Annotated in this window: 26 protein-coding genes; 8 read left to right on the forward strand and 18 right to left on the reverse strand. The window is 67.6% G+C overall.

Annotation, left to right across the window (positions count from 1 at the left end; all coding sequences use genetic code 11):
- Positions 1–29 precede the first annotated feature (29 nt).
- Entirely contained in the window at positions 30–1,004 is a 975-nt protein-coding gene (locus tag ABIE24_RS05965) for a carbohydrate ABC transporter permease (RefSeq protein ID WP_354497727.1), read from the forward strand.
- A complete protein-coding gene (locus tag ABIE24_RS05970) occupies positions 1,004–1,972 on the forward strand; it encodes a carbohydrate ABC transporter permease (RefSeq protein ID WP_354497729.1) in 969 nt (322 codons plus the stop codon). Before ABIE24_RS05965 ends, ABIE24_RS05970 begins: the two co-directional genes overlap by 1 nt.
- Before the next feature lie 232 nt (positions 1,973–2,204).
- Here ABIE24_RS05970 and ABIE24_RS05975 read toward each other — a convergent pair whose 3' ends face one another.
- Positions 2,205–2,405 (reverse strand): hypothetical protein, encoded by a 201-nt coding sequence (locus tag ABIE24_RS05975; protein WP_354497730.1) that lies wholly within the window; start codon positions 2,403–2,405, stop codon positions 2,205–2,207.
- Between the two features lie 65 nt (positions 2,406–2,470).
- A complete protein-coding gene (locus tag ABIE24_RS05980; RefSeq protein WP_354497732.1) occupies positions 2,471–3,835 on the reverse strand; it encodes an ABC transporter substrate-binding protein in 1,365 nt (454 codons plus the stop codon).
- 306 nt (positions 3,836–4,141) lie between these two features.
- Between ABIE24_RS05980 and ABIE24_RS05985 the strand changes: the two genes are divergently transcribed.
- Positions 4,142–4,462, forward strand: coding sequence for a hypothetical protein (locus tag ABIE24_RS05985; protein WP_354497734.1), 321 nt, complete (start codon positions 4,142–4,144; stop codon positions 4,460–4,462).
- Between the two features lie 111 nt (positions 4,463–4,573).
- On the opposite strand, the gene ABIE24_RS05990 is transcribed toward ABIE24_RS05985, so the two are convergent.
- From ABIE24_RS05990 to ABIE24_RS06030, 9 genes are read right to left on the reverse strand one after another with little or no spacing between them, the layout of a single operon-like run.
- The gene (locus ABIE24_RS05990) at positions 4,574–7,252 is read right to left on the reverse strand and encodes an alpha-mannosidase (RefSeq protein ID WP_354497736.1); all 2,679 of its coding nucleotides are present in this window, start codon (positions 7,250–7,252) and stop codon (positions 4,574–4,576) included.
- Complete coding sequence (locus ABIE24_RS05995) at positions 7,249–7,830, reverse strand: D-sedoheptulose-7-phosphate isomerase (protein WP_354497738.1); 582 nt, start codon at positions 7,828–7,830, stop codon at positions 7,249–7,251. The genes ABIE24_RS05990 and ABIE24_RS05995 overlap by 4 nt, the downstream gene beginning before the upstream one ends.
- The gene (locus ABIE24_RS06000; RefSeq protein WP_354497740.1) at positions 7,823–8,815 is read right to left on the reverse strand and encodes an ROK family protein; all 993 of its coding nucleotides are present in this window, start codon (positions 8,813–8,815) and stop codon (positions 7,823–7,825) included. The genes ABIE24_RS05995 and ABIE24_RS06000 overlap by 8 nt, the downstream gene beginning before the upstream one ends.
- Before the next feature lie 51 nt (positions 8,816–8,866).
- A complete protein-coding gene (locus ABIE24_RS06005) occupies positions 8,867–10,750 on the reverse strand; it encodes an MBL fold metallo-hydrolase (RefSeq protein ID WP_354497742.1) in 1,884 nt (627 codons plus the stop codon).
- Positions 10,747–12,609, reverse strand: coding sequence for an alpha-amylase family protein (locus ABIE24_RS06010; protein ID WP_354497744.1), 1,863 nt, complete (start codon positions 12,607–12,609; stop codon positions 10,747–10,749). Before ABIE24_RS06010 ends, ABIE24_RS06005 begins: the two co-directional genes overlap by 4 nt.
- Positions 12,606–13,295 (reverse strand): aspartate/glutamate racemase family protein, encoded by a 690-nt coding sequence (locus ABIE24_RS06015; RefSeq protein ID WP_354497746.1) that lies wholly within the window; start codon positions 13,293–13,295, stop codon positions 12,606–12,608. The genes ABIE24_RS06010 and ABIE24_RS06015 overlap by 4 nt, the downstream gene beginning before the upstream one ends.
- A complete protein-coding gene (locus tag ABIE24_RS06020) occupies positions 13,292–14,176 on the reverse strand; it encodes a hypothetical protein (protein WP_354497748.1) in 885 nt (294 codons plus the stop codon). Before ABIE24_RS06020 ends, ABIE24_RS06015 begins: the two co-directional genes overlap by 4 nt.
- Positions 14,173–15,204, reverse strand: coding sequence for an FGGY-family carbohydrate kinase (locus tag ABIE24_RS06025; RefSeq protein WP_354497750.1), 1,032 nt, complete (start codon positions 15,202–15,204; stop codon positions 14,173–14,175). The genes ABIE24_RS06020 and ABIE24_RS06025 overlap by 4 nt, the downstream gene beginning before the upstream one ends.
- A gap of 15 nt (positions 15,205–15,219) precedes the next feature.
- Complete coding sequence (locus ABIE24_RS06030; protein ID WP_354497752.1) at positions 15,220–15,666, reverse strand: hypothetical protein; 447 nt, start codon at positions 15,664–15,666, stop codon at positions 15,220–15,222.
- 144 nt (positions 15,667–15,810) lie between these two features.
- Here ABIE24_RS06030 and otnK point away from each other — a divergent pair, with 144 nt between their 5' ends.
- A complete protein-coding gene (gene otnK / locus ABIE24_RS06035; RefSeq protein ID WP_354497754.1) occupies positions 15,811–17,112 on the forward strand; it encodes a 3-oxo-tetronate kinase in 1,302 nt (433 codons plus the stop codon).
- Between the two features lie 299 nt (positions 17,113–17,411).
- On the opposite strand, the gene ABIE24_RS06040 is transcribed toward otnK, so the two are convergent.
- Positions 17,412–17,855, reverse strand: a complete 444-nt coding sequence (locus tag ABIE24_RS06040; protein WP_354497756.1) for an SRPBCC family protein — start codon at positions 17,853–17,855, stop codon at positions 17,412–17,414.
- A 7-nt stretch (positions 17,856–17,862) separates the two neighbouring features.
- On the reverse strand, positions 17,863–19,329 hold the full coding sequence (locus ABIE24_RS06045; RefSeq protein ID WP_354497758.1) for a phytoene desaturase family protein: 1,467 nt from the start codon (positions 19,327–19,329) through the stop codon (positions 17,863–17,865).
- A gap of 197 nt (positions 19,330–19,526) precedes the next feature.
- On the opposite strand from ABIE24_RS06045, the gene ABIE24_RS06050 reads away from it, so the two are divergent.
- Positions 19,527–20,486, forward strand: coding sequence for a phosphodiesterase (locus ABIE24_RS06050; protein ID WP_354497760.1), 960 nt, complete (start codon positions 19,527–19,529; stop codon positions 20,484–20,486).
- Positions 20,487–20,513: 27 nt separating this feature from the next.
- Here the strand turns inward: ABIE24_RS06050 and ABIE24_RS06055 are convergent, their stop codons facing one another.
- On the reverse strand, positions 20,514–22,232 hold the full coding sequence (locus ABIE24_RS06055) for a stealth family protein (RefSeq protein ID WP_502916245.1): 1,719 nt from the start codon (positions 22,230–22,232) through the stop codon (positions 20,514–20,516).
- Positions 22,233–22,455: 223 nt separating this feature from the next.
- Positions 22,456–23,070, reverse strand: a complete 615-nt coding sequence (locus tag ABIE24_RS06060) for an NADPH-dependent F420 reductase (protein ID WP_354497761.1) — start codon at positions 23,068–23,070, stop codon at positions 22,456–22,458.
- A gap of 104 nt (positions 23,071–23,174) precedes the next feature.
- Here ABIE24_RS06060 and ABIE24_RS06065 point away from each other — a divergent pair, with 104 nt between their 5' ends.
- Complete coding sequence (locus ABIE24_RS06065) at positions 23,175–23,678, forward strand: MarR family winged helix-turn-helix transcriptional regulator (RefSeq protein ID WP_354497763.1); 504 nt, start codon at positions 23,175–23,177, stop codon at positions 23,676–23,678.
- A gap of 195 nt (positions 23,679–23,873) precedes the next feature.
- Positions 23,874–24,428: a type 1 glutamine amidotransferase domain-containing protein gene (locus tag ABIE24_RS06070; RefSeq protein ID WP_502916250.1), complete on the forward strand. Its 555-nt coding sequence runs from the start codon at positions 23,874–23,876 to the stop codon at positions 24,426–24,428.
- 81 nt (positions 24,429–24,509) lie between these two features.
- Here ABIE24_RS06070 and ABIE24_RS06075 read toward each other — a convergent pair whose 3' ends face one another.
- Positions 24,510–24,902, reverse strand: coding sequence for a PPOX class F420-dependent oxidoreductase (locus ABIE24_RS06075; protein ID WP_354497767.1), 393 nt, complete (start codon positions 24,900–24,902; stop codon positions 24,510–24,512).
- A gap of 95 nt (positions 24,903–24,997) precedes the next feature.
- Between ABIE24_RS06075 and ABIE24_RS06080 the strand changes: the two genes are divergently transcribed.
- Positions 24,998–25,423, forward strand: a complete 426-nt coding sequence (locus ABIE24_RS06080; RefSeq protein WP_354497768.1) for a hypothetical protein — start codon at positions 24,998–25,000, stop codon at positions 25,421–25,423.
- Between the two features lie 13 nt (positions 25,424–25,436).
- On the opposite strand, the gene ABIE24_RS06085 is transcribed toward ABIE24_RS06080, so the two are convergent.
- Positions 25,437–25,985, reverse strand: coding sequence for a pyridoxamine 5'-phosphate oxidase family protein (locus tag ABIE24_RS06085; RefSeq protein WP_354497770.1), 549 nt, complete (start codon positions 25,983–25,985; stop codon positions 25,437–25,439).
- 155 nt (positions 25,986–26,140) lie between these two features.
- Positions 26,141–26,821 (reverse strand): hypothetical protein, encoded by a 681-nt coding sequence (locus tag ABIE24_RS06090; protein ID WP_354497771.1) that lies wholly within the window; start codon positions 26,819–26,821, stop codon positions 26,141–26,143.
- Positions 26,822–26,955 lie beyond the last annotated feature (134 nt).

Consider the following 26,955-nt stretch of genomic DNA (forward strand, 5'->3'; position numbering starts at 1 on the left):
AAACTGGGCTCTCCGCCCGGGGTCCGTCGATGACGACGAAGGTGGGGCGCGACCCCTCGGCCGCTCCCCTGACGAAACGCGAGAAGCGGAGGGCGGTTCACAGGTCGAAGTACAACCGGCGTGAAACCATCGCCGGTTACCTCTTCATCGCACCGTGGATCGTCGGCTTCCTCGTGTTCACCCTCGGCGCGATGGTGTACAGCCTCGTGATCTCGTTCAGCGACTACAACCTGGCAACGAACACCGCCACACCGGTGGGTTTCGCTAACTATCAGCAACTCTTCGAGGACCCCAAAGTTGCTCTCTCGCTGACGAACACGCTCGTGTACGCGCTCCTGGCGGTTCCGCTCGAATGCGCCTTCGCCCTGTTCCTCGCCATGCTGCTCGCGCGGGTCGGACGAGGCGCCGGCTTCTTCCGCACCGTCTACTATCTGCCGAAGATGACGCCGACTGTCGCGACGGCATCCGTCTTTCTTCTGCTCTTGAACGGGAATTCCGGGGCCATCAACAGAGGCCTCGAACTGTTCGGGATTCAGGGACCGCAGTGGTTGGTGGATCCCTTCTGGGTGAAGCCGTCGATCGTGCTGATGACCCTGTGGACCGTGAGCGGAACGATGGTGATCTTCCTCGCCGCGCTCAAGAACGTCCCGCGCGACATGTACGAGGTCGCTGCGCTCGACGGTGCCGGCCCCGTCCGGCAGTTCTTCAGCATCACCATCCCGATGATCTCGAGTGCGCTGTTCTTCAACGTGATCGTTCTCACCATCGCCGCGTTGCAGGTGTTCGACCAGGCCTACCTGCTGTTCTGGCGTGACCAATCGAACGCGTCGCCGGAGTCGTCGCTGTTCTACGCCGTGTATCTGTTCCAGCAGGCGTTCCGTCAATTCAACTTCGGCTTCGCCGCTGCAATGGCGTGGCTGCTCTTCATGATCATCATGGCGATCACCTTCGTCCAGATGAAGTTCGGCAACAGATTCGTGTACTACGAAGGGGATGATCGCTGATGAGTGTCACTGAGTCCTCGCCTGAGGCCATCCGCCTGAAGGGTCAGGTGATCGGCGAACAGTCGGTAACCGGACCGCCTCCGCGCGAGAAGCTGCCATCACGCAAACCCGACCGCTGGTACCGGCCAAAGAGGGCCTTCGGCAAGGTCGCCTTGTGGGTCGCACTCATCTTCTTCGCCTTCCTCTTCATGTATCCGTTCCTGTGGCTGCTCGCGGCGAGCCTCAAGCCGCGCGGGCAGGTCTTCGACAACGCGCTCATCCCAAAGACGTGGGTGCCCGAGAACTACGTCGAGGTCTGGAATCAGCTGCCGCTGCTCAACTGGATGTTCAACAGCATCGCGATCGCGCTTCTCGCGGCGTTCGCGGTGGCGTTGTCGAGTTCGGTCGTCGCGTTCGGGTTCGCCTACTTCAAGTTCCCGGCCCGCAACCTGCTGTTCGGTCTCGTCCTCGCGACGATGATGCTTCCGGGTGCCGTCACGATGCTCCCGCAGTACCTGATCTGGAAGGAACTGGGGCTCCTGGGCACGTGGGTTCCCCTGTGGGGTGCGAACCTGTTCGGGTCGGCGTTCTACATCTTCCTTCAGCGTCAGTTCTTCCTGGGGCTGCCGCGGGAGCTGTTCGAGGCTGCACGCATCGACGGGGCGAGCTACTGGGGTCTGTTCCGCCGGATCGCGATGCCACTGTCGATTCCGTCCTTCATCATCGTGTTCGTGTTCGAGTTCCAGGCCAGCTGGAACAATCTGCAGGCATCGCTGATCTACCTCAACGCAGGCACCATCGAGGGGTTCACGGCCCCGCTGGGCATCGCCTACGCGATGACGAAGTACAGCCCGACGGCGGGTGGCCACGGCGACTACCAGTACGTGATGGTTGCGTCGCTGATCATCACGCTTCCGATGCTGCTGATCTTCGCCTTCGGTCAGCGCTACTTCATCGAGGGAGTGGCGACGCAGGGCCGGAAGGGCTGATTTCGCCTGCCGTGTGACGGCTCGGGTGCCGCGGCCTCACTCGTTCCGGTCGGTTTCACGCGGTGCGCCGGGTGTTTTGGTCCGGACTGGGTGAAGTGGTGGGCGGATGCCGCTGGCGGCGGCTGGGCGGGCGGCATCCGGGGCGTGGTCATCCGTTGCGGTCGGGGTCATCCGGTGCTCCGGGTGACTGGGTCCGGAGTGGATGACCACGCCGCGTGCGCTCGTCGCGGTTTCACTCGTTCCGCTCGGTTTCACGCGGTGCGCCGGGTGTTTTGGTCCGGACTGGGTGAAGTGGCGGGCGGATGCCGCTGGCGGCGGCCGAGCGGGCGGCATCCGGGGCGGGGTCATCCGTTGCGGTCGGGGTCATCCGGTGCGCCGGATGCCTGGGTCCGGAGTGGATGACCGGGGCCGTGACCGGGCGTTCGGATGCCATCCGCCGGCCCGCACGAGAACGGGCGGCCCCCGAAGGGACCGCCCGCCTCTGTGTGTGAGTGGACGTTACTTCTTCACAGCGGAGTCGTAGGCTCGCATCGCTGCCTCCTGGGCGTCGGCCAGAGCGTCCTCGGCCGACTTGTCACCGAGGAGTGTCGACGTGACAGCGTTCTTCAGTTCCGTCTGGATCTCTTGCCCGGCTGGAGAGGCGCCGAAGGACTGCCCTTCACCGACGATGTCGTAGAACGTGGCGATCGACTGGTCGAAGCCGGCGTTTCCGCTTTCCTTCACGAACTTTTCGCGGATTGCCTCGTCGGCAGCAGGCGACCCGGTGAAGAGGCCGGTATTGATGGCTCCGGGGGTGTCAGCGATGGTCTTTGCACGGGCTTCGCCCGCTGCCATCCAGGCGTCTTGCGACGTGAGGTTCATCGCCCACGCGCAGCCGGCATCCGCATTTTTCGCTCCGGCGGGGATGACGAACGATGTTGCAGTCGAAACAGTGAACGGTTCACCCTCCATGTTCTTAAAGGGGACCGTTTCGATGCTGACCTGGTCGACGTACGGCGTCAGCACGTTGACGTACCATTGCTGTCTGATCCATGCGCCCAACTGGTCGGCCACGTAGGGGTTCGCATCACCGAAGGTGTCGAATGAATCAGTGAAGCTCTTGTACTTCGCGTATCCGCCCTGGGCATCAAAGAGTTGCTTGAGGAAGTTGACGGCCTCGGCGTTCTTCGGGTCATCGAGGGCGGGAACACCGTCCTCGTCCATCAGCCGCCCGCCGTAGCCGAGCATCCACAGCCCGGCCTGGTCGACGCCCTGCGACTCGAAGCCGATCACACTCGGGTTGCCCCCCGATTCCTTGTACATCTTCGCAACAGCGTCAAGGAGCACGTCAGGCTTTGACGTGTCGATCTGGTCGGCTGTCACGCCGGCGGCATCCATGACGCGCGTGTTGAGCATGATCGCGGGTGGCTGGTAGAACTGCGGAACGGCCCACACGTTGTCATCCCAGGTGACATCGTCCATGACCGAGGGGTAATACTGCTCGTCCGGGTCGACGCCATGGGCGGCGAAGCACTCGTCGAGGGGCAAGATGAGCCCTTGGGCGGCGTAGGTGCCAACATACTGTCGGTCCATCTGCACGACATCCGGAACGTTGCCACTGGCGACGCGTGTCGTGAACTTTTGGGCATCGAACGCCGTCTGGTCGATCTTGATTTCGATGTCGCTCAACACTTCCTCGGCATGATCGAGCCGCGACTGACCGACCTCATCGGGGTCGTTGAACCCCCAGGCCGAGAGAGCCCCCGTCGGGCTGTCACTGAACGATGTGTCCTCCGTTGTTCCCCCTCCGCCGCCACAGGCGGTGAGGGCGAGGACGGAGGCCGTCGCTGTGAAGGCGAGAAGCACGTTCTGCCTCGTTTTCATCTGTCTTCCCTTCGATCAGAGATCAACTCGGCGTCATCGCCGACGTGATGTGAACGAGGTTCCCCGAGAAGCTGGAATCCTTTCCACACAGGGTGCAAGCTAACGCAGCACCCTGCCTCAAACAAGGGGTTGCTAACGTCTGTGCCCCGGACCGTGTCTCAACCGTTATGGGACGGAGGTGTGGAGGGAACGGGCTGCTCGCAGCCTCATCTGGGATCGTTCCCATGTCAACCCCTGTTCTCGCTCGACAAAGCGACTTAGCGTGCAACGTGGGCCGTGAGTGTGCCGTGCCGAGGAGGAAGAACCATGAAGAGTCGAAGGGCGCCTGTGCGCGACCGGGGAGGTCTCGTCGTGGTCGGCTGGATTCTCGCCGGAGCGTCGGTGGCGACGTCGACCGCAGCAGTCGCCATGTCGGCGGTGGCACTTCGCCGCTCTGCCCAATCGGATGCCGGTGCGCGCGGGGTCGCATCGGAGCCGACTGACTACACCCGGGTCCGGATCTCCGCGGTCGGCGATGGCCCACGCGTCCCGAGGGTCCCGCCGCTGCACGCCGTCGCGCCCGTTCCGCCGGAGAACCCGCACGCCCCGCCGACTCCACCGGTCGGCAACCCGGTCGTCGGGCGCTGACCCGTCGCCGATTCACTTCCTTCGGACCAAGACACCCCGCGCACCGGGTGATCTTGGCCGAACCGCGTGAACTCGCCAGCATGCCTTCCGTCGATCGGCGTGAGGGAGGCGCTAGTCGACCATCGGGCGCACCGCTGTGCTGCTCCGGCGGTCCTCCGCCCCCGGCTCCGGCAGCGGCTCGACCGGTTCGGTCGCGCCCGACTCCGGGCTCGCCGCCGGCGCCGGCGCCCCGACGGTGAGCGGCTCTTCGATCAGGTCGACCTCGACGACGGGAAGGCCGGGGTCGCGCGGCACCCGGAAGGTCCGCACCTGGTTCGGGCCGAACGCTTCCTCAAGCACGCGCCCGACGACGGGCAGGTCGATCCGGGCGATCGCGGGCTCGCCCCGGCTTTCGACGGCCCGCACGAGAAGGTCGGTGGTTCCGCTGCCGGCCGAGTCGACGGCATCCTCGCTGCCTTTCACCGCCGTGACCCTCACCTGGCCCGCCGCGTCTGAGACAAACGAGTGCCGGGCGGGCAGGATGCCGCCGTGGGAGGACTCGAGCATCGCGCGCACCGGAGAACCGAGCACGATGGCGCGTCGGTCGGGGTCGGCATTCCGCCAGTCGCCGGCATGGGGGACGAGTTCGACGCTGAAGCGCTGCATCCCCTGATCCTGGTAGCTGTAGATGCCGTCATTCTGGAGGAGCCTCGGGTCGTGCCATGAATACACCGGGCTGCGCACGGCGGTCACGCCGATGCTCGGCTGCGCGCCGCCGGATGCGTCGAAACCATGCTTGTTCGTCGTGACCACGGTCAGTCCCGCCGGACGACCGCCGACGATGCCGGTGAGGTCCACCCAGGACTGGGCGGGCTCTTCGGAGCCATCGACAGGCCGGCGCACCGTGCCGAACGGCACATCGTATGTCGCCTCCGGTGCCTCGAGCCGGGTGGGGAAGCGGAGTTTGAGCAGGTGGGCCCGCTCCCGCCAGTCCAGCGACACATCGATACGCAGCGACGCCGAATCCCGGTCGAGCAGAAACTCCTCGATCAGCGTTGACGCGCCCCACGCCCGCTCGATCCGCAGGCGCGACCGCAACGGCCCGGTCTCGCGAACGATGATCCGCGTCGTCGACATCGGCGCGCCCGGCCAGGCGTACGAGAGCACGCGGTGACCCCAGGTGTCTGTCGGGTCCTGGCAGATCTGTGTGTGTGTCGAGCCGTCGACGTCGCGCATGACGTCGATCCCTGTCGCCTTGTCGAGGTAGCTCGAGATCCAGCCGGATGCCGCGTCGATCTCGATCCGGACGAGGTCGTTCTCGAGCACCCGGTCGCTCACCGTCAAAGAACCCGACGACGGCTCGACGGGCAACTCGCCCGGTCGCAGCCGGTACAGCCGGTAGCCCAGCGCGGGGACCTCAGCACGGAAGACGACGGCTCCGCGGCTGCGGTCTCCGGTCGTGGCGCTGGGCTGGGTGTGCTGGAAGAGCACCGCCCTTCCGTCGTCATCGACGACATGCACGCCCATCTTCTGCGACCCATAATTCAGGTTCACATCGGTGGTCACCGGCCACGGATGCTGGTTGAAGACCAGCACAGGCTGGGATTCCTCTTCGAATGGGATGGCGACCTGCCGGGCGAGAACGTTGTGCGAGCGCACGAGGATGCGCTTCGAGACCGCGACCGCCTCGCCCAGCTGGTCACGGGCATCCGTGTAGGCGGAGTCGATGGCCGAGCCCGGCAGGACGTCGTGGAACTGGTTGAACAGCACCTGCTTCCACGCCCGTTCGAGTTGCACGCGCGGATAGTCGACGTCGTCGCGAACCGCCACGATCGCAGCCCACCGTTCCGCGGAGAGCAGCGCATACTGGGCGCGCTTCTGCCAGGCCTTGATGCCGGAGTGGGCGGAGTAGCAGCCGGGGGCGTGATGCTGCAGGTCGTCGCGGCGCACGGGCAGGCGCTCCAGGCGCTCGGTGTCGGCCAGGATCTCATCGAAGTAGGTGCGCGGCGACGACATGATCATCCGGCCGAACGAGCCCATGCGGTCGTAGCGGTGGATCGACTCGATGTTCGCTTTGGTGGGCCCGCCGCCGTGGTTGCCGACGCCGTAGAAGATCATCGCGTCGCCGATGCTCCGGTCCAGGGCGCCGAGCGCCTTGTCGGCCTGTCCGTCGATCGCGTCGGGAGGGCTGCCGTACTCGTAGGGGATCCGGTAGGCGAGCACGCGGCTGCCGTCGGGGGACTCCCACCAGAACAGGGTGTCGTCGAACGTGCTCTCATGTGGGCCCGGCCGCAGGAAGACATACGAGTCCATGCCCTGCCCGCGGAGGATCTGGGGCAGCATCACGTTGTGACCGAACGGGTCGACGTTCATGCCGACTGTCGCGATCCGGCCGAAGCGCGAGCGCAGAAAACGCTGCCCGTACAGGCCCTGGCGTACGAAGCTCTCCCCCATCGGCATGTTGCAGTCCGGCTCCACCCACCAGCCACCGGTGTTGACCCAGCGGCCCTCGGCGACGCGGCGGCGGATCCGCTCGAACAGGGCAGGGTCGGATTCCTCCACCCACGAGAGCAACGCCACCTGGTCGCAGGTGAAGATGAAGTCGGGGTACTCGTTCATCCGCTCGATCGCCGACCAGAACGTGGCGCGGGCTTCCTGGTAGCCCTCCTGCCAGGGCCACAGCCAGACCGGGTCGAGGTGGGCGTTGCCGATCATGTGGAGGGTACGGTGTGGTGTCGCCGCCGGGCGGGCGGGCGCATCCAGAGAGTCCGTCTGCGGCAGCTCGTTGGAGATGGGTGCTGCGTCGCTCACGCCGGCTCCTTCTCGCCTCCGGCCCAGGCATCCACCATTTCTGAGATCGCATGGAGCAGAAACGTGTGTGCCTCCTGGATGCGCGGAGTGCTCGTCGAGGGAACGAGGAGGGCGTGGTCGGCGAACTCCCGCGCCCGGCCTCCGTCGCCGCCGCCGAACAGCACGGTGGTGGCCCCGCTGGACCGGGCGCTCTTCAGCCCGGCCACGACATTCGGCGACGTCCCGCTCGTGGTGAAGGCCGCCACCACGTCGCCGGGCCGGACGAGCGCCTCGACCTGGCGCGCGAACACCTCGCTGAAGTCGAAGTCGTTGGCGATGCAGGTCAGGGCGCTCGGATCCGTGCTGAGGGTCACCGCGCCGAGCGGGCGGCGGACGCGGACGTAGTGGCCGATGATCTCACCGGTGAGATGCTGCGCGTCGGCAGCGCTGCCACCGTTGCCGAAGGTATAGAGGATGTTCCGCCGGCCGAACGCCGCGATGAGCAGGTCGCCGACCCGTCGCAGTTCGGGCAGCAGGGGCTCCAGGGCACGGGCGACCTCGACGTGGCTGTCGAGCTGGGCGCGGATCCGGTCAGGCACGGGCGCTCTCCCTCGCGGATGCCGTCGCCAGCGAATCGAGGAAGTCGAACGCCGACGCGGCGGCTCCCACCACGCAGACGACGTCGCCGAGCTCGGCGAACTCGATCCGCACGGCGGCAGCGGCCGGCGGCATCGCGTCGCGGAGAACGTCGCGGCGGAGCGGGTCGAGCAGCAGGGAACCCGCCCGGGTCACCCCGCCTCCCAGCACGACGAGGTCGGGTTCGAGGATGTTGACGAGGTCGGTGATGCCGCTGGCCAGGAGGTCGGTGGTTTCGGTCCACAGGTCGACCGCGAGCGGGTCGCCTGCTTCCGCCGCGGCGGACACATGTTCGGCCCGCAGGTCTTCGATCCCGGCGAGGGACGATGTGTCGCCGCGTTCGGCGACGGCTTCACGCGCACGCTCCGCGATCGAACTTCCCGACGCATAGATCTCCAGGCAGCCGAGTCGGCCGCACAGACAGCGCCGTCCGCCGCTCCGGACGAGGATGTGGCCGAACTCCCCGCCGTTGTCGGCGGCGCCCCGGTGCAGCTGACCACGAATGACCGCTCCGCCGCCGATCCCGGTCGAGAGGGTCAGGTACACCATCGTCGACGTGCTCCGACCGGCGCCGTATCGGTACTCGCCGAGCGCGGCGGCCGTCGCATCGTTCTCGAGCGTGGCCGGCACACCGAACCGCTCCTCCGCCATCGCCACGATCGGGATGTCCACCCACCCCGGCAGGTGGAGCGGTCCGGTGAGGATGCCGTCGGCGCGGCGAAGCGGGCCGCCACACGAGATCCCCACACCGGCGACGGGGCCGGCGGTGTCGATGGCAGCCTGGCCCATCGCGAAGAGCCGGTCGAGGATCGGGCCGGGGCCCTCGTCGCGCCGCGTGGGTTCGACCAGGAGCCCGTGGCACTGGGCGTCGTCGGTCACGACGGCGACGGCCAGTTTGGTTCCGCCGATGTCGAGGGCGAGCACCGGGAGACGGTTCGACGTGATCATGCTCCTTCGATCGGGTCGAATGTCGCGTTGTGGGATCGTTCCCATACGATCCTAGGGGCCGGTTCGAAGCGGGTCAATGGGGTTCGGGGCGGGCTGCTCGAGGGCGTCGACGAGCGCCTCGGCATGCTGGCCGAGGCGAAGCGAACCGATCGTGACGTCGACGCTCACCCGCGCTCTCCGCACAGCCGTTGAACCGCAGCGGACGACGATTGTGACCTCGCGCTCCTCGCCGGCATCCAGAAAGAACCGGACCTCCGGCGTCGGCGTGCTCCAGCCGGTCGGGAGCACCGGGTGCAGGACCGTTTCGGCCGCCGTCCTGTGCGGATTCCGCACGGTCACGGTCAGGGTCAGTGCCGACGCCACCACAACGCGCGACCGGTACGGCGTGATGCGCGCGAGAACGCCGTCGGCGCCGAGGGAAAGTTCGTCGAGGGGCAGAAGCGCCTCATGCATCTCGTCGAGGTCCTCACCGGCGTAGGCGAGGTAGTCGAGGTAGCCCGGGTCGACCACCCGCGGCTCCCAGTGCCCGCTGAGCAGAAGGCCGGGCCCCACCCGGCGGTACAGCTCAGCGCTCTGTGCATAGTCGCCGAGCCGGAAGCGGTTGCGGTACTGGTAATTGAGGATCTCGCGGCGTTCTCCTGGCACCCCGAGGTTCTCCTGCTGGTCACCGGTGAACAGCACGGTGACGCCGTCGACGACCACCTCGAACGCCGCGGCGAACAGGGTGTGCCCCGGCTGGTCGTGCACGGTGATGATGTACTCGTTCCAAGCGAACGACTGGCCGAGCGGCAAGATGCGGTCGGCCGGAACGGGTTCGTACCACTGACACGGGAGGTCATGGAGCCACGGGTCGGCGAGCACCGGCGCCACGTTCTCAGGCACCCAGATCTCGGTGCCTTCCACCTCGCGCAGCAACGACAGCCCGGCGACATGGTCGTCGTGGTAGTGCGTCGGGAGTGCGACGGCGATGCGGGAGACCCCGAACTGCGCCTTCAGCGCGGGCAAGGATGCGAGCCACGGTCGCCGGGCGGCGCGGTCGCTGCCTGTGGGCAGGCCGGTCGTCATGTCATAGCCGTAGTCGACGATCAGGGCCTCACCGGTGTCCGACAGCAGCAGGTAGCAGCAGGAGAGGCTCGACCGGTTGAGCAGCAGATGGTCTGTGACCGGCAGGAACGGGTTCCGGAGGCGGTCGGCAAGATCCCACGGATGCCATCGGCGGGAGTCCACGAGGTACTGCATGCGTGCCGCGAGCAGGTGCAGGGCGTCGTCGGGGGTGTTCATCGGGTCGCCGTGAGACGGAAGCACCAGGTCGAGCAGCTCATCCTGGAGGAGATAGCAGCTCAGCACCGTCATCGCCGGCCCTTCGTGAGCCGTGTACGACCACTGCGTCGCTGCAAGGGACCAGACCTTGCCGGGTGCATAGATGAGATCGCCGCTGAAGCCGACACGCGACCCGCTCCGCTCGAGGATGTACGTCACCGATCCGACCGTGTGCCCGGGCGTGGGCACGGTGCGGAGCGTCACGCCGCCGAACTGGGCCGACCGGTACTCGGGAACCGTCGACGACACCCGGACAGACTCGAGCAGTGAGAATCGGTCCTGGCGGACGTTGTAATCATTGTCGAGCTGTCGGCGCTGCCACATGTCCTCCACCCGGGAGAAGAGCTCCACCTCCACCGGCGGCACGTGGATCCGCGCCCCGTGTTCCACCGCGAGCGGCAGCCCCTGGCCCTGGTCCCGGTGGTGATGCGTCATCAGCACGTCGGTGATCCGCGTGATGCCGAGTGCCGGCAGATAGTCCAGGGCGAGCCCTGAGCCGAAGTCGATCGACACCGCCGTGCGCTCGCCGGTGTTCTCGGTGACGATCAGGTAGACATTGCAGGTGTCGCGAATGCGGAACACACCGGGGAACACTTCGACAGCGACGTCGATCATGGTGCGGTCGATCTCGCTGCGATCGCCTCCCGGTAGCGCCGCCAGGTTGCGGCGATCCGCGCGAGATCTGCCGAGTCGATGTGCTCCCCTGAGCGGTCGATCGACTCCAGGTAATAGAGTGCGGGAACGCCCTTGCCGATCTGGGCGTCGGCGTAGCGCAGCCATTCGGCCCGGTTCGGCATCGGCCACTGGTCGGTGTCGATCGGGTGATGCGGCAGCGCACGGCTCGCGATGGCGTGCCGGAACGCGAGTTGGTCGACGACGGGAACCCGCTCGCCACGGAGATCGCGCTTGGAGACGTCGTTGAGGCGGACCATGCCGCTGACGTCGGCGAACGACGGATGCATCGCGTGGGTGATCACCAGGGCATCCGGTTTCGCCGCCCGTACTGCGCTGTGCAGCGTGGCGAGGAGCAGGTGCAGGGCGGCGATTCCCCACTCGGTGCCGAACGCCGACAGGGTCCTGCCGCTCGGCACGCGCTGGGTGAAGTCGACCTTGAACCCGTCGGCGTCCACGCCGCCGGGCGACAGGAGGGTGCGGACGATCGCGGTGAGGCGCTCGCGGTAGCTTGGGTTGGTGGGGTCGACGCTTACGGCGCGACCACCGGCATCCCGAATACATTCCTCGGGGGGAATACCCTGGGGATCCCAGGCTTTCCACCACAGCAGCACCCGCTGCCCGGCGGCATGGCGGTCGGAGATCCAGCCGGCGAGATCGGGCCAGCGCTCCTCGTCGACCGTGCCGGTGCCGTAGTGGGCCTGCCAGCGGTCGTCGATCACGATCGTGCCGGGAACAAGGTCGTGGGCGTCGAGCCGGGCAAGGAATTCGTCGTAGACATCGGCCCGGGCGTAGCCGGTTGCGCCCCGCGCGATCAGGGACTCCTCGGAGTCCGTTTCGCCGGGCACATCGACGGTCAGGTCGGCGGTCCCGCCGAGCAGGCGGTGGGCGGCGCGTGCGCACTGGGCGCCCCAACCGCAGAAGATCGGTTCGTTCCACCACGCGGCGACCGCAGGACCGTCGGCGGATGCGTCGCCGGCTGTGACCAGGTCCTCCCGGTAGTCCTCCAGAACCGACCAGCCGGATGCCGCGGGGCGGAGCACGAAGACGGGTGACGTCCACGAGCCGTCCACGACCGTGTGGCCTTCGTAGTCCAGTCGCAGCAGGAACCCGGAGTCGAGAGGGTCGTAGCGGAGGGCGGCGAAGCCGAGGGCGGCAACCGGCGCGCGAAGCCACAGCCCCAGCCACTCCCCGTCGGGAACGTCCGTGGCATCCGTCGCCTCCCGGCGGGACAGGCCGAACGCGAGCGGTGGCGGCGAGAAGACGGCGTGAAGCCGGCCCGGGTCGGCGTCGCCCACGACGCCGAGCTGAGCCGACGACCGGGCCGGCCGCACGAGCTGGATCGGTTCCGTCGGCGCGGGGACGAGGATCCCGGCGAATCCGATCGACGAGCGGAAGGTGCCGGTCGCGCCGTTGGGCATCGCCCCGACTCCGCCGAAGACGGTGACCTCGGTGATGCGTCCGCTGCCGGTCACGACGATCGACAGTTCGACCCGGTCTGCCGTGCACCGCACGCGGGTTTCGTGTTGCGTCCATGCCGAACTGGAGAGAACGGCGGTGATATCGACGGCGTCGCCGGCCCGGCGGGCGGTGACATTCCCCAGACGGAATACCTCGTCCGCCGACGCGACCGTGTGGACAGAACTGAGCAGGCTGAACTCGGTCCACTCCCGTCCGGCTGAATCGGAGAGCACAGCGTATGGCGCCGAGGCGGGTTCGGTTTCGCGGACTTCGAGGCGGTAGGCGGGTGTGGTGACGGTCAGGCTGCGGCCGGCGCGTTCGAGCAGGACGGTCGAACTCATGGGGTGCCAGGCGCCCCGGTTCGGCCCGCGACTGCCGCGACGAGCGACCTCACCCCTCCTTCCGGCGAGGTCAGGACGGGCACGGGAACCTTCACATCGGCGACGGCGGCGGCCATGGATGCCTGGGCGAGGACGATCACGTCGGCGCGGTCGGCGAACTCGAGAATCGCGTCGAGCACCAGCCGGTTGTGCTCGGCCTGGTCGCCGCGGGTGCGGGCGTCAGCCGCTCCATCGACGACCGTGACATCGACGGTGACGTCGGAGCCGGTTGCGGCGCGCTCGAGCAGGCGGCCGGTCGGACCGATCGTCGCCTGGAGCGTGGCGAGCACCGCGATCCTCCCGGTCCGCGCTTCCTCCCGCGCCGCGCGCCGGGCGATCGCCACGGCCTCGTCGGCCATCGGCGCATCGACCCTGAGCACCGGCACCGGGGCGGATGCCGCCTCCGCCGCTTCTCCGATCGAGGAGCAGGTGACGAGGATGGCGTCGGCGCCCTGCCGGGCCAGTTCGTCGATCCGTGAGGCGACGGACGCCTCAAGGGCAGGGGTCACCCCTTCGTCGATGGCCCGGGCGAGGAGCGTCGGGTCGACGACGTCGACGACCTCGATGTCTGGCGACGCCTCGCGGAGGGCGGTCGAGAAGGTCTCAGCGAGCGCGGGGACGGTGTGCAGCAGCCCGACCCGGGTCATGATTCGTTCCAGGGGCGGGCGTAACGGTCGACCACGGCGATCAACTCCTCGAGTCGCGGGACTGCAGTCTTTCGCAATGCCGCGGGCACGTCCCGTTCCCCGACGATATCGCTCCACAGGGCACGCCCGGCGAGGAACCCGCTCGCACCGCCCTGGCAGGCCGCTTCGACCGCGGCCCGGAAATTTCGCTGCTCCACTCCCTGCGACAGCACCACCCAGGGTCCGGTGATGGCGCGCCCGAGCAGGACGCTCGCGTGGCGTTGCTCGGCCGGCGTGCCGAAGCCCGCGAGCGGCACCTGCACCTTGTAGAGCGACTGGCCCACCGGTGAGAGTTCCTCCGCGCATTCGAGGATTGCCTCTTCGCGGTCCCAGGCGCCGGCATCCGCTTCGTCGCGCGTGGCGCGAACGATGGGTTCAAGCACCGACAGCAGTCCGCGCTCGGCGGCCGCGGCGACGAAGTGCCCGGCGAGTTCGACGCGCTCGTCGCGCCGGGTGTCGCGCCGCCAGATGATCAGCAGTTTGAGCGCGACGACGCCGCGGAGGTCGAAGCCCGGCTCCAGAACGACAGGGTCGAGGCCCGTCTCCTCGACCGGCGCGCCCGCATCCTGGGTGAGCGCGTCGGCGGCGAGGATCAGCCCGGCGGTCGGCGCGAGCCGTGCGCGAATCTCGTCGAAACCGTACTCGCGGTCGAGGAGGAATCCGGATGCCAGCGGGCCCAGAACATCCGCGACGCTGCGTTTGAAGTCGATCAGGATCCGGTCGGGCGGTCGGCCGGCTCCCACGGAGTCGAACATGGTGCGCAGGCTCTCGCGCTGGTCCATGGCGACCATGGCGAGGGCGCCGGAGGGGCGGGCGATTCTGTCGAGCGTGAACCGGGTCATGGCGTCGACCCGGCCGAGGAGAGGGCGGGCTGGGTCGCTGCGTCGACGAAGGCGCGGTAGAGATCATCAGCCCGGCGATGCGGATGCGACGGAAGAGGAGCGGCGGGGAGCACAGCGTCAGCGGGCGCGGCGGAGCACTGCACGGCGGCGAAGAGGGCAGCACCGGAGGCGACAGGTTCATGGGCTCCGACAACGGCGAGCGGGCCGTCGACCAGTCGGGACTTCAACCGGTTCCAGGCGGCGTTGTGGGCTGCGGTGCCACCGACGACGGTCAGCCTCGCCGGGGCCGAGCCGAGGATCTGGTTCTGGGTCTCCTCCATCCAGCGCAGCTGGAGGCACAGGCCGACGAGGACGGCCCGGAGGTGCCCGGCCGCGGTTTCGGGCGTGCCGACCAGGCGGTCGCGCGCCATCGGGTCAGGTCTCGGCGTCTGGCGCCCGCGCGGGTACGGCAGCACGAAGGCCTCGCCCGGCCCTTCCGGTTCGAGCGCCCGGAACAGCACGTCGGCGTCTTTCTCCGGATGCGCGACGATCCAGCGGGCGATCATGGCCCCGCCGGCAGCGCCGGCGACGAGACTCTCGTGGCGGCCGGTCACCGTGCGGGTGACGCTCATTCCCTCCGTGAGAGCCGCACGACGGTCGATCGGGTTGCGCGACACGCGCACGAGCGCCTCGGTCGTGCCGAGCGAGTCGGCGGCGTCCCCGTCTTCCCGGATGCCAGCCGCCCACGCGGCGACGGCGTGGTCGTGGCCGGCGATATGGACCCGGGTGCCCGGCGCCAGGCCGGTGGCCTCAGCCACCTCTGGGGTGAGAGACCCAACCGGGTCTCCCGGACGCAGGATCCGCGGCAGCCGTTCGGCGGTGAGGCCGGCCAGGGCGAGCAGGTCGTCGTCGAACTCCTGCCCGAGCTCGCCGCCTGCCGGAGGGAGCCGGTGCGCCATGGTCCGGCCCGCGAGCGTGTGGTCGGTGGCGAGGGAACCGGTGAGGACGAAGGCGACGAAGTCGGCGGCACCGGCCCAGCGGGCGAGCATCCGCCACCGGTCAGGCTACTCGAGTTGCAGGCGGTGCCAGGTCGCCAGGGGAACCTTCGGCGTCGCCGGCACGCCGGTCGCCTCTGCGAGGTCCCGCAGCGCGTTCGCGTCGATCGCGTCGAACAGGGGGGCCGACGCGCCCGCCGTCCAGCGCACGAGCGGGCCGACCGGGCGGGCGTCGTCGTCGAGAACCACGCCGCTCTCGGCCATCGAGGCGATGCCGACGGCGACCGGAGACCGTGGCCGCGTGGAGGTCAGGCCGTGGATCGCGGCGAGGACCGCCCTTCCGAGTTCGGCGGGGGCGTCAGGCGTGCGGAAGGACCGGATGCCGAGCTCCCGCGGGGACCCCTCGAAGAGCCCGAGCAGGGCCACCTTGGTGTTGGTGCTGCCGATGTCGACGCCGATCGTCGTGATCGGGTCGCGTTGTCGGTCGCGGAACGCTGGCGGAGCCGCGGTGCTCATTCCCTCATTGTGATCGTCGCTGAATCGACGCGTCAAGATCTGTTGACGCGTTGACATCCCTCGCCGGAGCACATTGGATGGACCCGTGCGATACGCCTGGATTCCAGCCCGAACTACCGACCTGCCGCGGCGTATCGGGGCCTTGTGAGCAATTACGCGCTTGGCGCCGTCGCCGACGACCTCAGCGGGGCGTGCGACCTCGCCGCCGGCCTCACCGAGGCCGGGCTCGCCACCGTCGTGCTGCTTGGGCTGCCCGATGAGGCGCCGCGGGCTGACGCCGCCGTAGTGGCGCAGAAAACACGCACCGCACCCGTCGCGGTGGCCGTCAGCGACTCTGCCGACGCGGTTCGCTGGCTTCTCGACGCCGGGTCCGACTGGATCTACCAGAAGTACTGTTCGACGTTCGATTCGACCGCCGACGGCAACATCGGCCGGGTGGCGGATGCCATGGCGGCCGTGATCGAGGAACACTCCCCGAGCGGGTGCTTCCTCAGCTCGGTCGGGACCCCGGCGACGCCCGCCGTGGGGCGCACCCAGTACCAGGGTTACCTCTTCGTCGGCGACCGGCTGCTCTCCGAATCGTCGATGCGCGACCACCCCCTCACCCCGATGCGTGACTCCGACCTCGTTCGGGTGCTCGGCGACCAGACCGACGTCCCCGTCGGTCTGGTGCCGTGGCCGTCGGTGCGGATGGGCACCGAGGACCTCGTCACGGCGATCGACGTCGCTGCCGGCCACGGCGCACGCCATGTGCTCGTGGACGCCATAACCGACGATGACCTCGACCGCATTGCGGCGGCGCTCGTGGATGGCGAACGCCGTCGAACCTGCCTGATCTCCGGTGCGGCCGGCCTCGGCACCGCCCTGGGTCGTCTCCTGGCCGCGCGGCTCGACGAGCGCTCCGCCGAACCCGCGTTGCCCGCCGTCGTCGGCGACCGGCGCCTCATCGTCGCCGGGAGTGCATCGGAGCGGACCCGCGAACAGGAGGCGGCATTTAGCGGCCTCGTGCTGCGGCTCGATCCCCGGGACCTCGTCGCTGGCGGAGACGCGGTCGGCGTTCTGCTCGGCACCCTCGGCGAAGCGCTCGAAGCGTCCGCTGACCCTGTGCTCGTCACGGCGACGACCGACCCGGCTGATGTGCGCGCAGCGCAGACCGAGCTCGGCGCGGAGCGTGCCGCTGCGCTGCTCGAGACGGCGCTCGGCACCGTCGCCGCCCGGGCTGTCGACACGCTCGGCGTGACCAGGATTCTGGTCGCCGGTGGCGAGACGTCGGGTGCTGTCGCCCGGGCGCTGGGGCTTCGCTCGCTGCACGTCGCCTCGGTTGTCGGGCCGGGACTGGCCTGGATGGTGTCAGACGACACGCGGCATCCGATCGGGGTGCTGTTCAAGCCGGGCAACTTCGGGAACGCCGATCTCTACACCCGGGCCTGGGAGAGCGAACCCTGATGGCGCGTACGCGCACGCCGGTTCCGGTGGCCTGAGTCGCCGCCCGCTCAACAGGATGCCGCACATGGAAAGGTGCAAATTCTCCTGTTGGGCGTTCGGCCGGCGCGATTCACCCGGTTGAACGTCGGGCCGGGCCCACCAGCGGGGCCTGGCTGCCGTGAGTGTGCCCTGGGTTGCCGGGGCTTGAACTCGGCGAGGGCGCGTGCGTTCAACAGGATGCCGCACCTGAAAAGGTGCAAATTCTCCTGATGGGCGTTCGGTCAGAGCAATTCACCCGGTTGAGAGTCGGGCCTCCCGCGTCAGTTCGCGGTCGCGCCGCCTTCGGCGAGGAACGCGAGCCGCTGGAGCGTCTCCGTGTTGCGGGCATGGAGCATGAGCTGGCGAAGCGGGCCGGGAATGTAGCGTCCGGGACCACGCACGGCGTCCTCGCGGATGCGGACGACGCATCCGTCCCGGCGTTCCTTCACATCGAGGGTGACATGGGCTTCGCCGATCGGCCAGCCGCGCGCCTTGATCTTCATGTGGTGGGGAGGATCCCATTCGAGGAGGGAGGTCGAATCGTTGATCAGGAACGGCCAGACGCCGAACGAGTGAAAGATGCGCGCGCCCTCGGCGGGCCAGGCGTCGTCGACGTCTCTCATACGGGAGGCGCCGACCACCCAGCTCGGGTACAACCAGCCGTTCGCCAGCACCGCGAACACCTCGTCGGGGGTAGCCTCGATAAAGCGGTAGTTGACGGACATGACTCTCCTACGGTTCGGGACTTCGATCGGGCGCGAGCGAGGGCGGCGTGGTCAGGCCGAAGACGTCGTGCAGGGCGAGGAGCGCCGCGCTCCAGCCGGGCAGACCGTGCACGCCCGGCCCGGGCGGTGTCGACGACGAACACAGGTAGACGCCCTCGAGAGGTGTTCGCCACGGCTGCGCCGAGACGACCGGCCGCGCGAGGAGCTGGCGGATGTCGACGTCGCCGGCCGCGATGTCACCGCCCACGTAGTTCGGGTTGTATTGCTGGTAATCGACGGCGGTTTTCGACGCCGAGGCCAGGATGAGGTCGCGGAACCCCGGCGCGAACCGCTCGATCTGCCGGGTGATCGCGTCGGTGCGGTCTTCAGTTGAGCCGGCCGGCACGTGGGTGTACGCCCAGAGCGTGTGCTTGCCCTCCGGCGCCCGGGTCGGGTCGAAGCTGCTCGGTTGCGAGACGAGGACGTAGGGGTTCTCGGGATGCCTACCCTGTGCGACGTCCCGCTCCGCGCGGGCGATGTCGGCACGGGTTCCGCCGAGGTGAAGGGTTCCCGTCTGGGCAAGCTCGGCATTGGTCCACGGCACGGGGCCGGACAGGGCGTAGTCGACCTTGGCGACGGCGTTGCCGAAGCTGAACCGCGAGAGTGCCCGCCGGTACCCGGTCGGGAGACGGTTCCCGGCGATGCGCTCCAGCCCGTGAGCACTCGTATCGAAGAGAACGGCGCGGGTCGGCGGCAGCTCGCGCAAGCTCGTGACCTCGTGTCCGGTCACGATCTCGCCGCCGTGCGCGATGACATCCGCAGCCATCACGTCGACGATTCCCTGGCTCCCGCCGACGGGAATGGGCCAGCCGTAGGCGTGCGCATACGTGGCGAGGACGAGCCCGGCCGCGGTGGGCGCGAGCGTGGGCAGCGGCCGGATCGCGTGGGCGAGCACCCCGGTCAACAGGGCGGGCGCGATCTCGCCCCGCCAGCGTGCATTCCACAGCGGGCTTCCCTGTTCCAGGGCGCGCAGCCCGAATCGGGCGAGGGCGATCGGATGCCGCGGCACGCGAAACAGGGACGATGCCGTGAACTCGCCGATGGCATCCGCATTCTCGGAGAGCGGTGCCAACAGCTGCCGCCAGGCGCGACCGTCGGGGCCGAGGCCGTCGGCTGTGCGCTCGAGCGACCGCCAGGCCAGGCCTGCCCCGCCGCCGTCGAGCGGGTGGCCGTACGCGAGTTCGGGAGTGACGAAATCGAGCCGGTCGACGAGGCCGAATTGCTGAAAGAAGCCGGAGGCGTACGCCATCGGGTGCACGGCGGAACAGATGTCATGGCGGAATCCGGGGAGGGTCACCTCTGAGGTGCGGGAGCCTCCCCCGATCGTGTCGTCGCGCTCGTACACGCGGACCGAGACGCCGGCGCGTGCGAGAGTCACGGCGGCGGCGAGGCCGTTCGGTCCGGACCCGATCACGATTGCATCTGGCGAAGTCATTGGTCGTCAGTATGGCATCGGGCCCGGAAGCCGAGCGACCCCTTGACGGTGTTCCCGCTGATCGGAAAACGCGGCATCCGGTTACCGCGTTGACGCGCGCCGTTCATAAAACGTTCGGAATTCGATGGTCGAATGAGTTGTTAACAGAACTAGGGTGTTAACGAAGAGCACCACCGCCAAACCCGATTGGACGGATTGTGACCACGCGAACGGCTGAGTACCCCAGGCCGGATCACTTCATACTTCACATCAGCGACACGCACCTGCTGTCCGGAGGCAACAAGCTTTACGGTCAGGTAGACAGCGAAACGCACCTCAGGCAGGTTTTCACCGAGCTTGAGGCCTCCGGGGGCCGCCCCGAGGCCATCATCTTCACCGGTGACCTCGCCGATCGCGGCGAACCCGAGGCATACGAACGCCTGCGCCGCATCGTCGACCCGGCAGCCGCCCGCCTCGGCGCCCGCGTCATCTGGGTGATGGGAAACCACGACGACCGTGAGGCGTTCCGCGCCGGACTCTTCAACGAAGTGCCCACGAAGCGTCCCGTCGACCGCGTCTATGAGATTCGCGGCCTCCGCATCATCACCCTCGACACCACGGTTCCCGGCCACCACTACGGTGAAGTCTCCGGCGAACAGCTGGACTGGCTCGCCGAAGAGCTCTCCGTCCCAGCGCCGGACGGCACGATCCTGGCCATGCACCACCCGCCGGTGCCCAGCGTGCTCGACCTCGCCGCCAGCGTCGAACTCCGAGACCAGAAGGACCTGGCCGAGGTGCTCGAGGGGACAGACGTCCGTAGCATCCTCGCCGGTCACCTGCACTATTCGTCAACAGCGACGTTCGCGAACATCCCGGTGTCCGTGGCATCCGCCACCTGCTACACCCAGGACCTGACCGTGCCGATCGGTGGAACCCGCGGCCGTGACGGCGCCCGTGCGTTCAACCTCGTGCACGTTTACCCCAACACGGTGCTGCACTCGGTTGTGCCACTGGGCAGCTTTCCGACCCTCGACTACATCGACGCCGACGAGAGCGCTCGCCGGCTCAGTGCCCTCGGGGTTCGGTTCGATGAGTCCAGTGGTTTCGTGCAGCTCGACATCGACCCGCTGGTCACGTCGCAGTCACCGCCGACGGAGTCGATCCCGGTTCTCACCTGAGCTCCGCTTTCGCTCAACGAAGGGTGCCTACCCGGCATCCGTCGCCGCGATCGCGTCGACCGAGTGCACCGCCACCTCGGTCTCCCATGGAGCGGGGAACGGAAAGTAGTGCTCGAGGAACTCGGTGACCGCTTCGGTACGCTCTTCGACCGAGATCTCGGGTTTTGAACCGTCGTTGAGGCAGAACATGTCCTGGTCGCGGCGTTTCAGCAGCCGTTCCATCGACGGGATCGCCGACTTGAGTGTGGTCTCGATGTACTTCACCCGGGCGTTCGTCTGCACCACGGCACGGCCGGTCATCAGCGCGTAGTAGTGGTACAGCGAGTTCGTCACCGAGATATCGGTCGCCGCGCGGAACCGGCTGGCCGCGGTGCGCTTGAAGTCCTCGGGGAACTCGCGTTCCATCTCGTGGAGCACGCTCTTGCGGATCGGAGCGGCCGAGTGCTCGAGGTGCCTCGTGGTGACCTTGCCGAAGCGCTCGCGGAGCAGCTGGCGGTTGACCCGGGCAGCGTTCTCGTAGCCGCTGCGTGACGGGTCGCTCTCGCCGAGGCCGATCCGCGTGGATGCCTCGACGAACTTCGTGATTCCGCCGGGCGAGAAGAACACCTCGGGTTTGATCGGCCGGCCGAAGAACATGTCGTCGTTCGAATAGAGAAAGTGCTCGGCGAGCCCGTCGATATGGTGCAGCTGCGCTTCGACGGCGTGCGAGTTGTGGATCGGCAGAACGCTCGTGTCGGCGAAGTGGTCTTCGCTGCGAACGAGGGTGACCGACGGATGCTCCGCCAGCCATTCCGGTCGCGGCGAATCGGTCACGATGAAGATGCGCCGCACCCACGGGGCGAACATGTAGACGCTGCGCAGGGCGTATTTGAGTTCGTTGATCTGGCGGAACCGGGCCTCGGAGTCGTCGCCGTCACCGACGACGTAGCTCTGCATCCGCTTGGCGCGGGCGCGCTGGAATTCGGCGCTCGAGCCGTCGACCCAGGAGAAGACCATGTCGATCTCGAAGCTGACGTCGCTGGCGAGCTCGGCGAACATGTTCTGCAGGGTCGGCCAGGTCTGCCCGAAGATCTCCACCGTGTCCTCAAGGGCCTCGGAGCGCGGCAGCCACCGGCGCATCAGCGCGTTCTCGACCGGGGCGATGATCTCGTCTTCGCCGAAGCGCCACAGTTCGAGCTGCACAGCCGTGTCCGGTCCGTAGCGCAGACGTCCGATCGGTTCGATGCGCGGACGGTACAGGCGGAAGACGGATGCCTTGCGGAAGTTCGTCAACGCACCGTCCGCCAGGAGCGCCGACGGGGCATCCGTTTTCTTGGTGCGCTTGCCGGCGTGAATCGCGGCGGGGTCGAGACGCTTGGCATAGAACGGTTCGTCGGCGTACGCCTCGGCGAAGGCCGCGCTCAGCTGCTTGCGGCACTTGCGGTCGACGGCGAGCACCAGGTTGTCGTTACTGCCGCGGACCAGCAGGTAGGGGATGTCGAAGCGTTCGAGTACGCCGCGGATGGAGAGGAGATCGGTGATCATCGACTCTCGTGGCGTGAGGTGACCGTTGATGAGGGTGTATTCGCCCTTGCGCAGCACGACATCCTCGCGGGTGAAGCGGCCGGTCAGGTTGCCGCCGGAGAGAAGAACGAGTTCGGGGGTGTCGCTGATGATCGGCATCGAAGCGGTGATGGGGTCGTCGCGGCGGAAAGCATCAGCTGCGTTCTCGGTTTTCGTTGCGTGATGCTTGTTAACTGGTGTCATTTTCGCCACCCTTCCCGAATGGTCGCCCTGGTGGGGCGAGGAATGCGCTGCTGCGGAGCGCCGGCGGCGCGACGGATGTCAGCGCTGCTCGGCCATTCTACGGGCGGCGGCTGTGAAGACGGGCAGGTTGCCGATTTGCCCGCTGCCTGCCTGCAAAAACGGTGATGGCCCCGCCCCGCCGAAGCGGGGTGGGGCCATCGAGTCGTTCTTGCAGTGGTGCCTGTTACCTGACGAGCGCGAAGCCGGCGGTCCAGGAGATCTTCTCTCCTGCGGCCAGGGTCAGCTGCAGGAAACCGAGGGATTCCAGCTCGCGGGCACGCTTGAGCGAACCAGCGTCGACGGCGGAGAGCCCGCCGCCTTCGATAATGGACGCGAAGGTGGCCTTGGCGTCGGCGTCGTCCCCGGCGATGAGCACGGTGGTCGGCGCGTCGCCGATCGACCCGGTCGCGAGGGTGGCGGCGAAGTTCGTGTTGAGCGCCTTGAGCACGCGGGCGGTGGGAACCTGGGCGGCGAATTCGGCCGCGGCAGAGCTGTCGGCGGGAACGACGAGGTCGTCGAACGTCGAGAAGTCGAGCGGGTTGGTGAGGTCGACGATGATCTTGCCGTCGAGCTGTCCGGCGTAGGCGTCGAGAACCTCGGCGACGGCCGGGTACGGGAGGGCGAAGATGACGACGTCGCCGGTGAGAGCATCGCCGACGACACCGGCAGTGACCTGCGGGTTGACCTCGGCCTTGTCGGCTTCGCGAGCGAGGACCTGGACGCTGTTGCCGCCGGCGAGGGCGATTCCTGCGATGGCCGAGCCCATGTTGCCTGCTCCGATGATGGTGACGTTCGTCATGGTGTTCTCCTCAGGTGTCCGGGCGTCGGCCCGATTAGTTGTTGATACAAGTAACTGTAGCAAGCCCTTGGTTGTAGCGTCAAGTATTTGGTAGAGTTATTCTCATGAATGATGTGCGTTGGCTCAATCCGGACGAACTCCAGGCCTGGAAGAAGTTCGTCGCCGTGGTCGAGTTGCTGCCCGGCGTGCTCGACTCGCAGCTGCAGCGCGACGCCGAACTCAGCCACTTCGAATACTTCGTGCTCGCGATGCTGTCTGAGGCGCCCGAGCAGACCCTCCGGATGACGGGGCTCGCGTCGGCGACCAACGCCACACTTCCGCGGCTCTCGCACGTGGTCTCGCGGCTGGAGAAGCGCGGCTTCATTGAGCGAACCGCCTGCTTCGAGGATCGCCGGGCGACCAACGCGCAGCTGACGGTTGCCGGGTTCGAGAAGGTCGTCGAGACGGCGCCGGGGCACGTCACCACGGTGCGCGAGAACGTGATCGACCCGCTCACCCCCGAGGACATTGCCGACCTCGACCGCATCATGGGCCGCATCCTCGGCACGATCGACCCGGAGCACCGCTTCAACCCGTCGGCGCTCGGCGAGACGCAGCCGACCGCCTGATTCCGTGCTCCTCGGGGCGCCGGCCGGCGGCATCCGCTTCGTTCCTGCTGTCGCGCGGGTCTTGTGGCGGCGCGCTGCAGCAATTGCACCCGCGTCGGCCCATTTCACCCGCGCCGGTTAGCCGCTGCCGGCGCCGTTCGTCAAGGCCGCGCGCTGCTCCCGGCCGCGGCGTAACGTGGCCAGCCGGAAAGGAGCATCATGACAGACACGCTTTCAGGCAAGAAGGTCGCCTTCCTCCTCACGGACGGTTTCGAGGACTCCGAGCTGACGAGCCCCTGGCAGGCGGTGACGGATGCCGGTGCGAGCGCCGTTCTCGTCGCCCCGAAATCCGGCACATTGACCGGCAAGAAGGGTCACACGCAGACGGTCGACGTTCGCGCCGCCGACGCCTCGTCGAGCGAGTTCGACGCGCTCGTGCTGCCCGGCGGGGTGGTGAACGCCGACCATCTGCGGATGGATACGGATGCCGTTCGCCTGGCCCGATCGTTCTTCGAGGACCACAAACCGGTCGGCGTCATCTGCCACGGCGGCTGGATTCTCGTCGAAGCCGACGTGGTGCGCGGGCGTGAACTCACCAGCTACCCGAGCCTGAAGACCGACCTGATCAACGCCGGCGCGAACTGGGTCGATGAAGAGGTCGTCGTCGACAGCGGTCTCGTCTCCAGTCGCACGCCCGACGACCTGCCCGCGTTCAACGCCAAGCTCGTCGAGGAGATCGGCGAGGGCGAGCACGAGGGCCAGACGCCGTAGCGGCCCCTGCGCGGGTCTTTCTGCCGCGCGCTGCCGAAACTGCTGCCGCTCGCGCCAAAAAGACCCGCGCGACGCGGGTCGCTACCGCCCGTGCACCTTCGTGATGGACATGACGAGAATCACCCGGTCGGCTTTGTCGGGCGGCGGTGTCTGCGCCGCATTGCCGTACCGCTTTCCGAGCCGCACGTACATGGCGCCGGTCGGGTCCTCGCGCACCTCAGACAGAGTGCCGCGCACTTCGATGTAACTCTGCGGGTGCTTCGGGTCGAAGACCGCAAGCGCCATCGACGGGTTCTTCTGGAGGTTGCGGAACTTCGCCCGCTTCGAGGTGTGCGTGAAGAGCAGGTGTTCCCCGTCGTACTCGAACCACATCGGGTTCACCTGCGCGGTGTTGTCGGGCCGCACCGTCGCGAGGCTGCCGAAATTCGGGTCGGTGAGCAGGTGGAGCAGGTGGGCGGGAATCTCTGCGGTCATGCTCTCATCTAAGCCGACTTGTCCACAGGCAGGTATTTCTCCACAGAAAGCGGATGCCGCGGCACACGCCGGCCACGGACGTCACGATGGTGGGCATGACCGATCTCAGCGCCGAAACGGCAAGAAACGTCCCGCTCGTCACCGACGAGCTCATTGAACACCGGGTACAGGCCATCGTTGGGCGGGCGTGTGCACGGCAGGTGTGGATGTTGTTCCTCGACGAGGGCAGCGTCCAGATGCCGCTGATCCTGCCCATGGCCAATTTCCCCGAGTCGCCGGCCGCCGGCAACGCGACGCGATTCGCCGCCAGCGTGCGCGAAATCGTCGACGCGATCGACGCGGCCTCGGTGATCTTCGTCTGGGAGCGTTACGCGGGCGACCTCCTCACCCAGGCCGATTGCGCCTGGGCGGAACAGCTGCACCGCGCCTGCGCCGCCGCGGGTGTCGTGGTGCGTGCGCAGTTGCTCAGCCACAAACGCGGCGTGCGGTGGATCGCCCCCGAGGACTACCTGGTGGCCTGAGCGGTGACGCGGTCTAGAGGTCCACCGACTTATTCTCGCCGACGTCCGGCTGGGTGTGCGTGACGATGGCCTTGGCGATCTTGAACGCCGTCACGACGCCGGGTTCGTTCGACGCCCAGTATTCGGCGGATTCGGCGCTGAGCTTGATGAGCGCCACCGTGGAGTCGCCTTTGCCCTCGGGGAACCAGGCTTCGACGGCCGGCGTCCAGAGTTCGTCGACCTTGGCGCGGTCGTGCACGATGCTTGCGGTTCCGGCAACCGACAGGTAGCCCTTGCCCGACTCGAATGCGGCGTTCACCTGGTTGTTCGCCCGGATGTCGTCGACCTTCGAGCTCGGGTCCTGGGTGAAGAACCACAGGTCACCGTCGAAATCGATCTCCTGCGCGGCCAGGGGTCGACTGTGCAGGTGCCCACTGGTGGTGATCGTGGTGACGAGGGCGATTTTGGCGGACTTCACGAGCCCGGCGATCGTTTTCATATCGTCGTCGTCGGCCGGGATGTACGTGTCGGTCGGGACCGTCCGGTTGGCCGGCGTTGCGATTTCGTCGTCGCTGAAGGTCATGGGGAACTCCTTGCATTCGTGAGGAAGAACTCGGAAACGATGCGCGGCGCGAGCCGCCTCGCTGAACGGTACGCCGCGGCATCCGTCGCCCTCTACCCGTTGACAGCGGTACCGCCGGCGGACGCCGGCTCGCCAGCGTTCGCCGGCGGCCCCGGTCAGCGTGAGGAAAGAAGGTTCTTAAGGTCTGCCTTGTTCAGCCTCGAGAAACCTCGAAGTTTGGCGGATCTGGCTTGCTCACGCAGCTGCTCCAGCGTCGGCTCGGTAGACCTTCGCCGGCCTCGCGCCAGCGTCGTCACCAACGCTGTCTTCGCCGCTGCTGGTTTTGCTGCTGCTGGGGTGGTTACTGGTGTCGTTGTCACGGCCTTCGGCGTCACGGGTTTCGTCGTCACTGGCGCCGCTGCCACCGTGGCCGACGCCGTTGTGGCCTTCTTCGCGGTCGGAGCCGTCCGGGCGGTCGCACTTGCCTTGGCGGTCTTGTCTTTCCTGGACCCCTTGGCCGACTTGGCTGCCTTGGTGCTCTTGGCTGGCTTGGTGCTCTTGGCTACCTTGGTGCTCTTGGCTGCCTTGGTGCTCTTGGCCGGCTTGGCGCTTTTCGCTGCCTTGGCGCCTTTGGCTGCCTTGGTGCCCTTTACGGTTTTGCTGCTCGTGCCCGACTTCAGAGCCGTGGAGCGCTTCGACGAGGCGGGAACGCCCTTGAGATTCTTCTTCAGGGCGGAGGCATCCTTGCGTGCGCTCTTGTCGGACTTCTTCGCGGCTTTGACCGCGGCCTTGATCGCTTCGCGGGCGTCCTTGAGAGCATTCTTCGCGGCCTTCTGGTTCTTGCTCAGCTGTGCCATGACGTGTCCCTTCTGGGCCGGTCGGTGTGACCGATCCGTCTGTCGATACTGGCACTCTTCTCTGGGGACTGCTGGAAAAAATCCCGTTCGGCGTCATATTGCGCGGGAACGGTGGTGCCGGGGGTCTCGCTGCA

Source organism: Mycetocola sp. 2940 (genome assembly GCF_040548835.1).
GTDB lineage: Bacteria > Actinomycetota > Actinomycetes > Actinomycetales > Microbacteriaceae > Mycetocola_A.

Coding starts and splice junctions, on each gene's coding strand:
- ABIE24_RS05965 (WP_354497727.1), top strand. CDS start 30: ATGACGACGAAGGTGGGGCGCGACCCCTCGGCCGCTCCCCTGACGAAA.
- ABIE24_RS05970 (WP_354497729.1), top strand. CDS start 1,004: ATGAGTGTCACTGAGTCCTCGCCTGAGGCCATCCGCCTGAAGGGTCAG.
- ABIE24_RS05975 (WP_354497730.1), bottom strand. CDS start 2,405: ATGGCATCCGAACGCCCGGTCACGGCCCCGGTCATCCACTCCGGACCC.
- ABIE24_RS05980 (WP_354497732.1), bottom strand. CDS start 3,835: ATGAAAACGAGGCAGAACGTGCTTCTCGCCTTCACAGCGACGGCCTCC.
- ABIE24_RS05985 (WP_354497734.1), top strand. CDS start 4,142: ATGAAGAGTCGAAGGGCGCCTGTGCGCGACCGGGGAGGTCTCGTCGTG.
- ABIE24_RS06000 (WP_354497740.1), bottom strand. CDS start 8,815: ATGATCACGTCGAACCGTCTCCCGGTGCTCGCCCTCGACATCGGCGGA.
- ABIE24_RS06005 (WP_354497742.1), bottom strand. CDS start 10,750: ATGATCGACGTCGCTGTCGAAGTGTTCCCCGGTGTGTTCCGCATTCGC.
- ABIE24_RS06010 (WP_354497744.1), bottom strand. CDS start 12,609: ATGAGTTCGACCGTCCTGCTCGAACGCGCCGGCCGCAGCCTGACCGTC.
- ABIE24_RS06015 (WP_354497746.1), bottom strand. CDS start 13,295: ATGACCCGGGTCGGGCTGCTGCACACCGTCCCCGCGCTCGCTGAGACC.
- ABIE24_RS06020 (WP_354497748.1), bottom strand. CDS start 14,176: ATGACCCGGTTCACGCTCGACAGAATCGCCCGCCCCTCCGGCGCCCTC.
- ABIE24_RS06025 (WP_354497750.1), bottom strand. CDS start 15,204: ATGCTCGCCCGCTGGGCCGGTGCCGCCGACTTCGTCGCCTTCGTCCTC.
- ABIE24_RS06030 (WP_354497752.1), bottom strand. CDS start 15,666: ATGAGCACCGCGGCTCCGCCAGCGTTCCGCGACCGACAACGCGACCCG.
- ABIE24_RS06040 (WP_354497756.1), bottom strand. CDS start 17,855: ATGTCCGTCAACTACCGCTTTATCGAGGCTACCCCCGACGAGGTGTTC.
- ABIE24_RS06045 (WP_354497758.1), bottom strand. CDS start 19,329: ATGACTTCGCCAGATGCAATCGTGATCGGGTCCGGACCGAACGGCCTC.
- ABIE24_RS06055 (WP_502916245.1), bottom strand. CDS start 22,232: ATGACACCAGTTAACAAGCATCACGCAACGAAAACCGAGAACGCAGCT.
- ABIE24_RS06060 (WP_354497761.1), bottom strand. CDS start 23,070: ATGACGAACGTCACCATCATCGGAGCAGGCAACATGGGCTCGGCCATC.
- ABIE24_RS06065 (WP_354497763.1), top strand. CDS start 23,175: ATGAATGATGTGCGTTGGCTCAATCCGGACGAACTCCAGGCCTGGAAG.
- ABIE24_RS06075 (WP_354497767.1), bottom strand. CDS start 24,902: ATGACCGCAGAGATTCCCGCCCACCTGCTCCACCTGCTCACCGACCCG.
- ABIE24_RS06080 (WP_354497768.1), top strand. CDS start 24,998: ATGACCGATCTCAGCGCCGAAACGGCAAGAAACGTCCCGCTCGTCACC.
- ABIE24_RS06085 (WP_354497770.1), bottom strand. CDS start 25,985: ATGACCTTCAGCGACGACGAAATCGCAACGCCGGCCAACCGGACGGTC.
- ABIE24_RS06090 (WP_354497771.1), bottom strand. CDS start 26,821: ATGGCACAGCTGAGCAAGAACCAGAAGGCCGCGAAGAATGCTCTCAAG.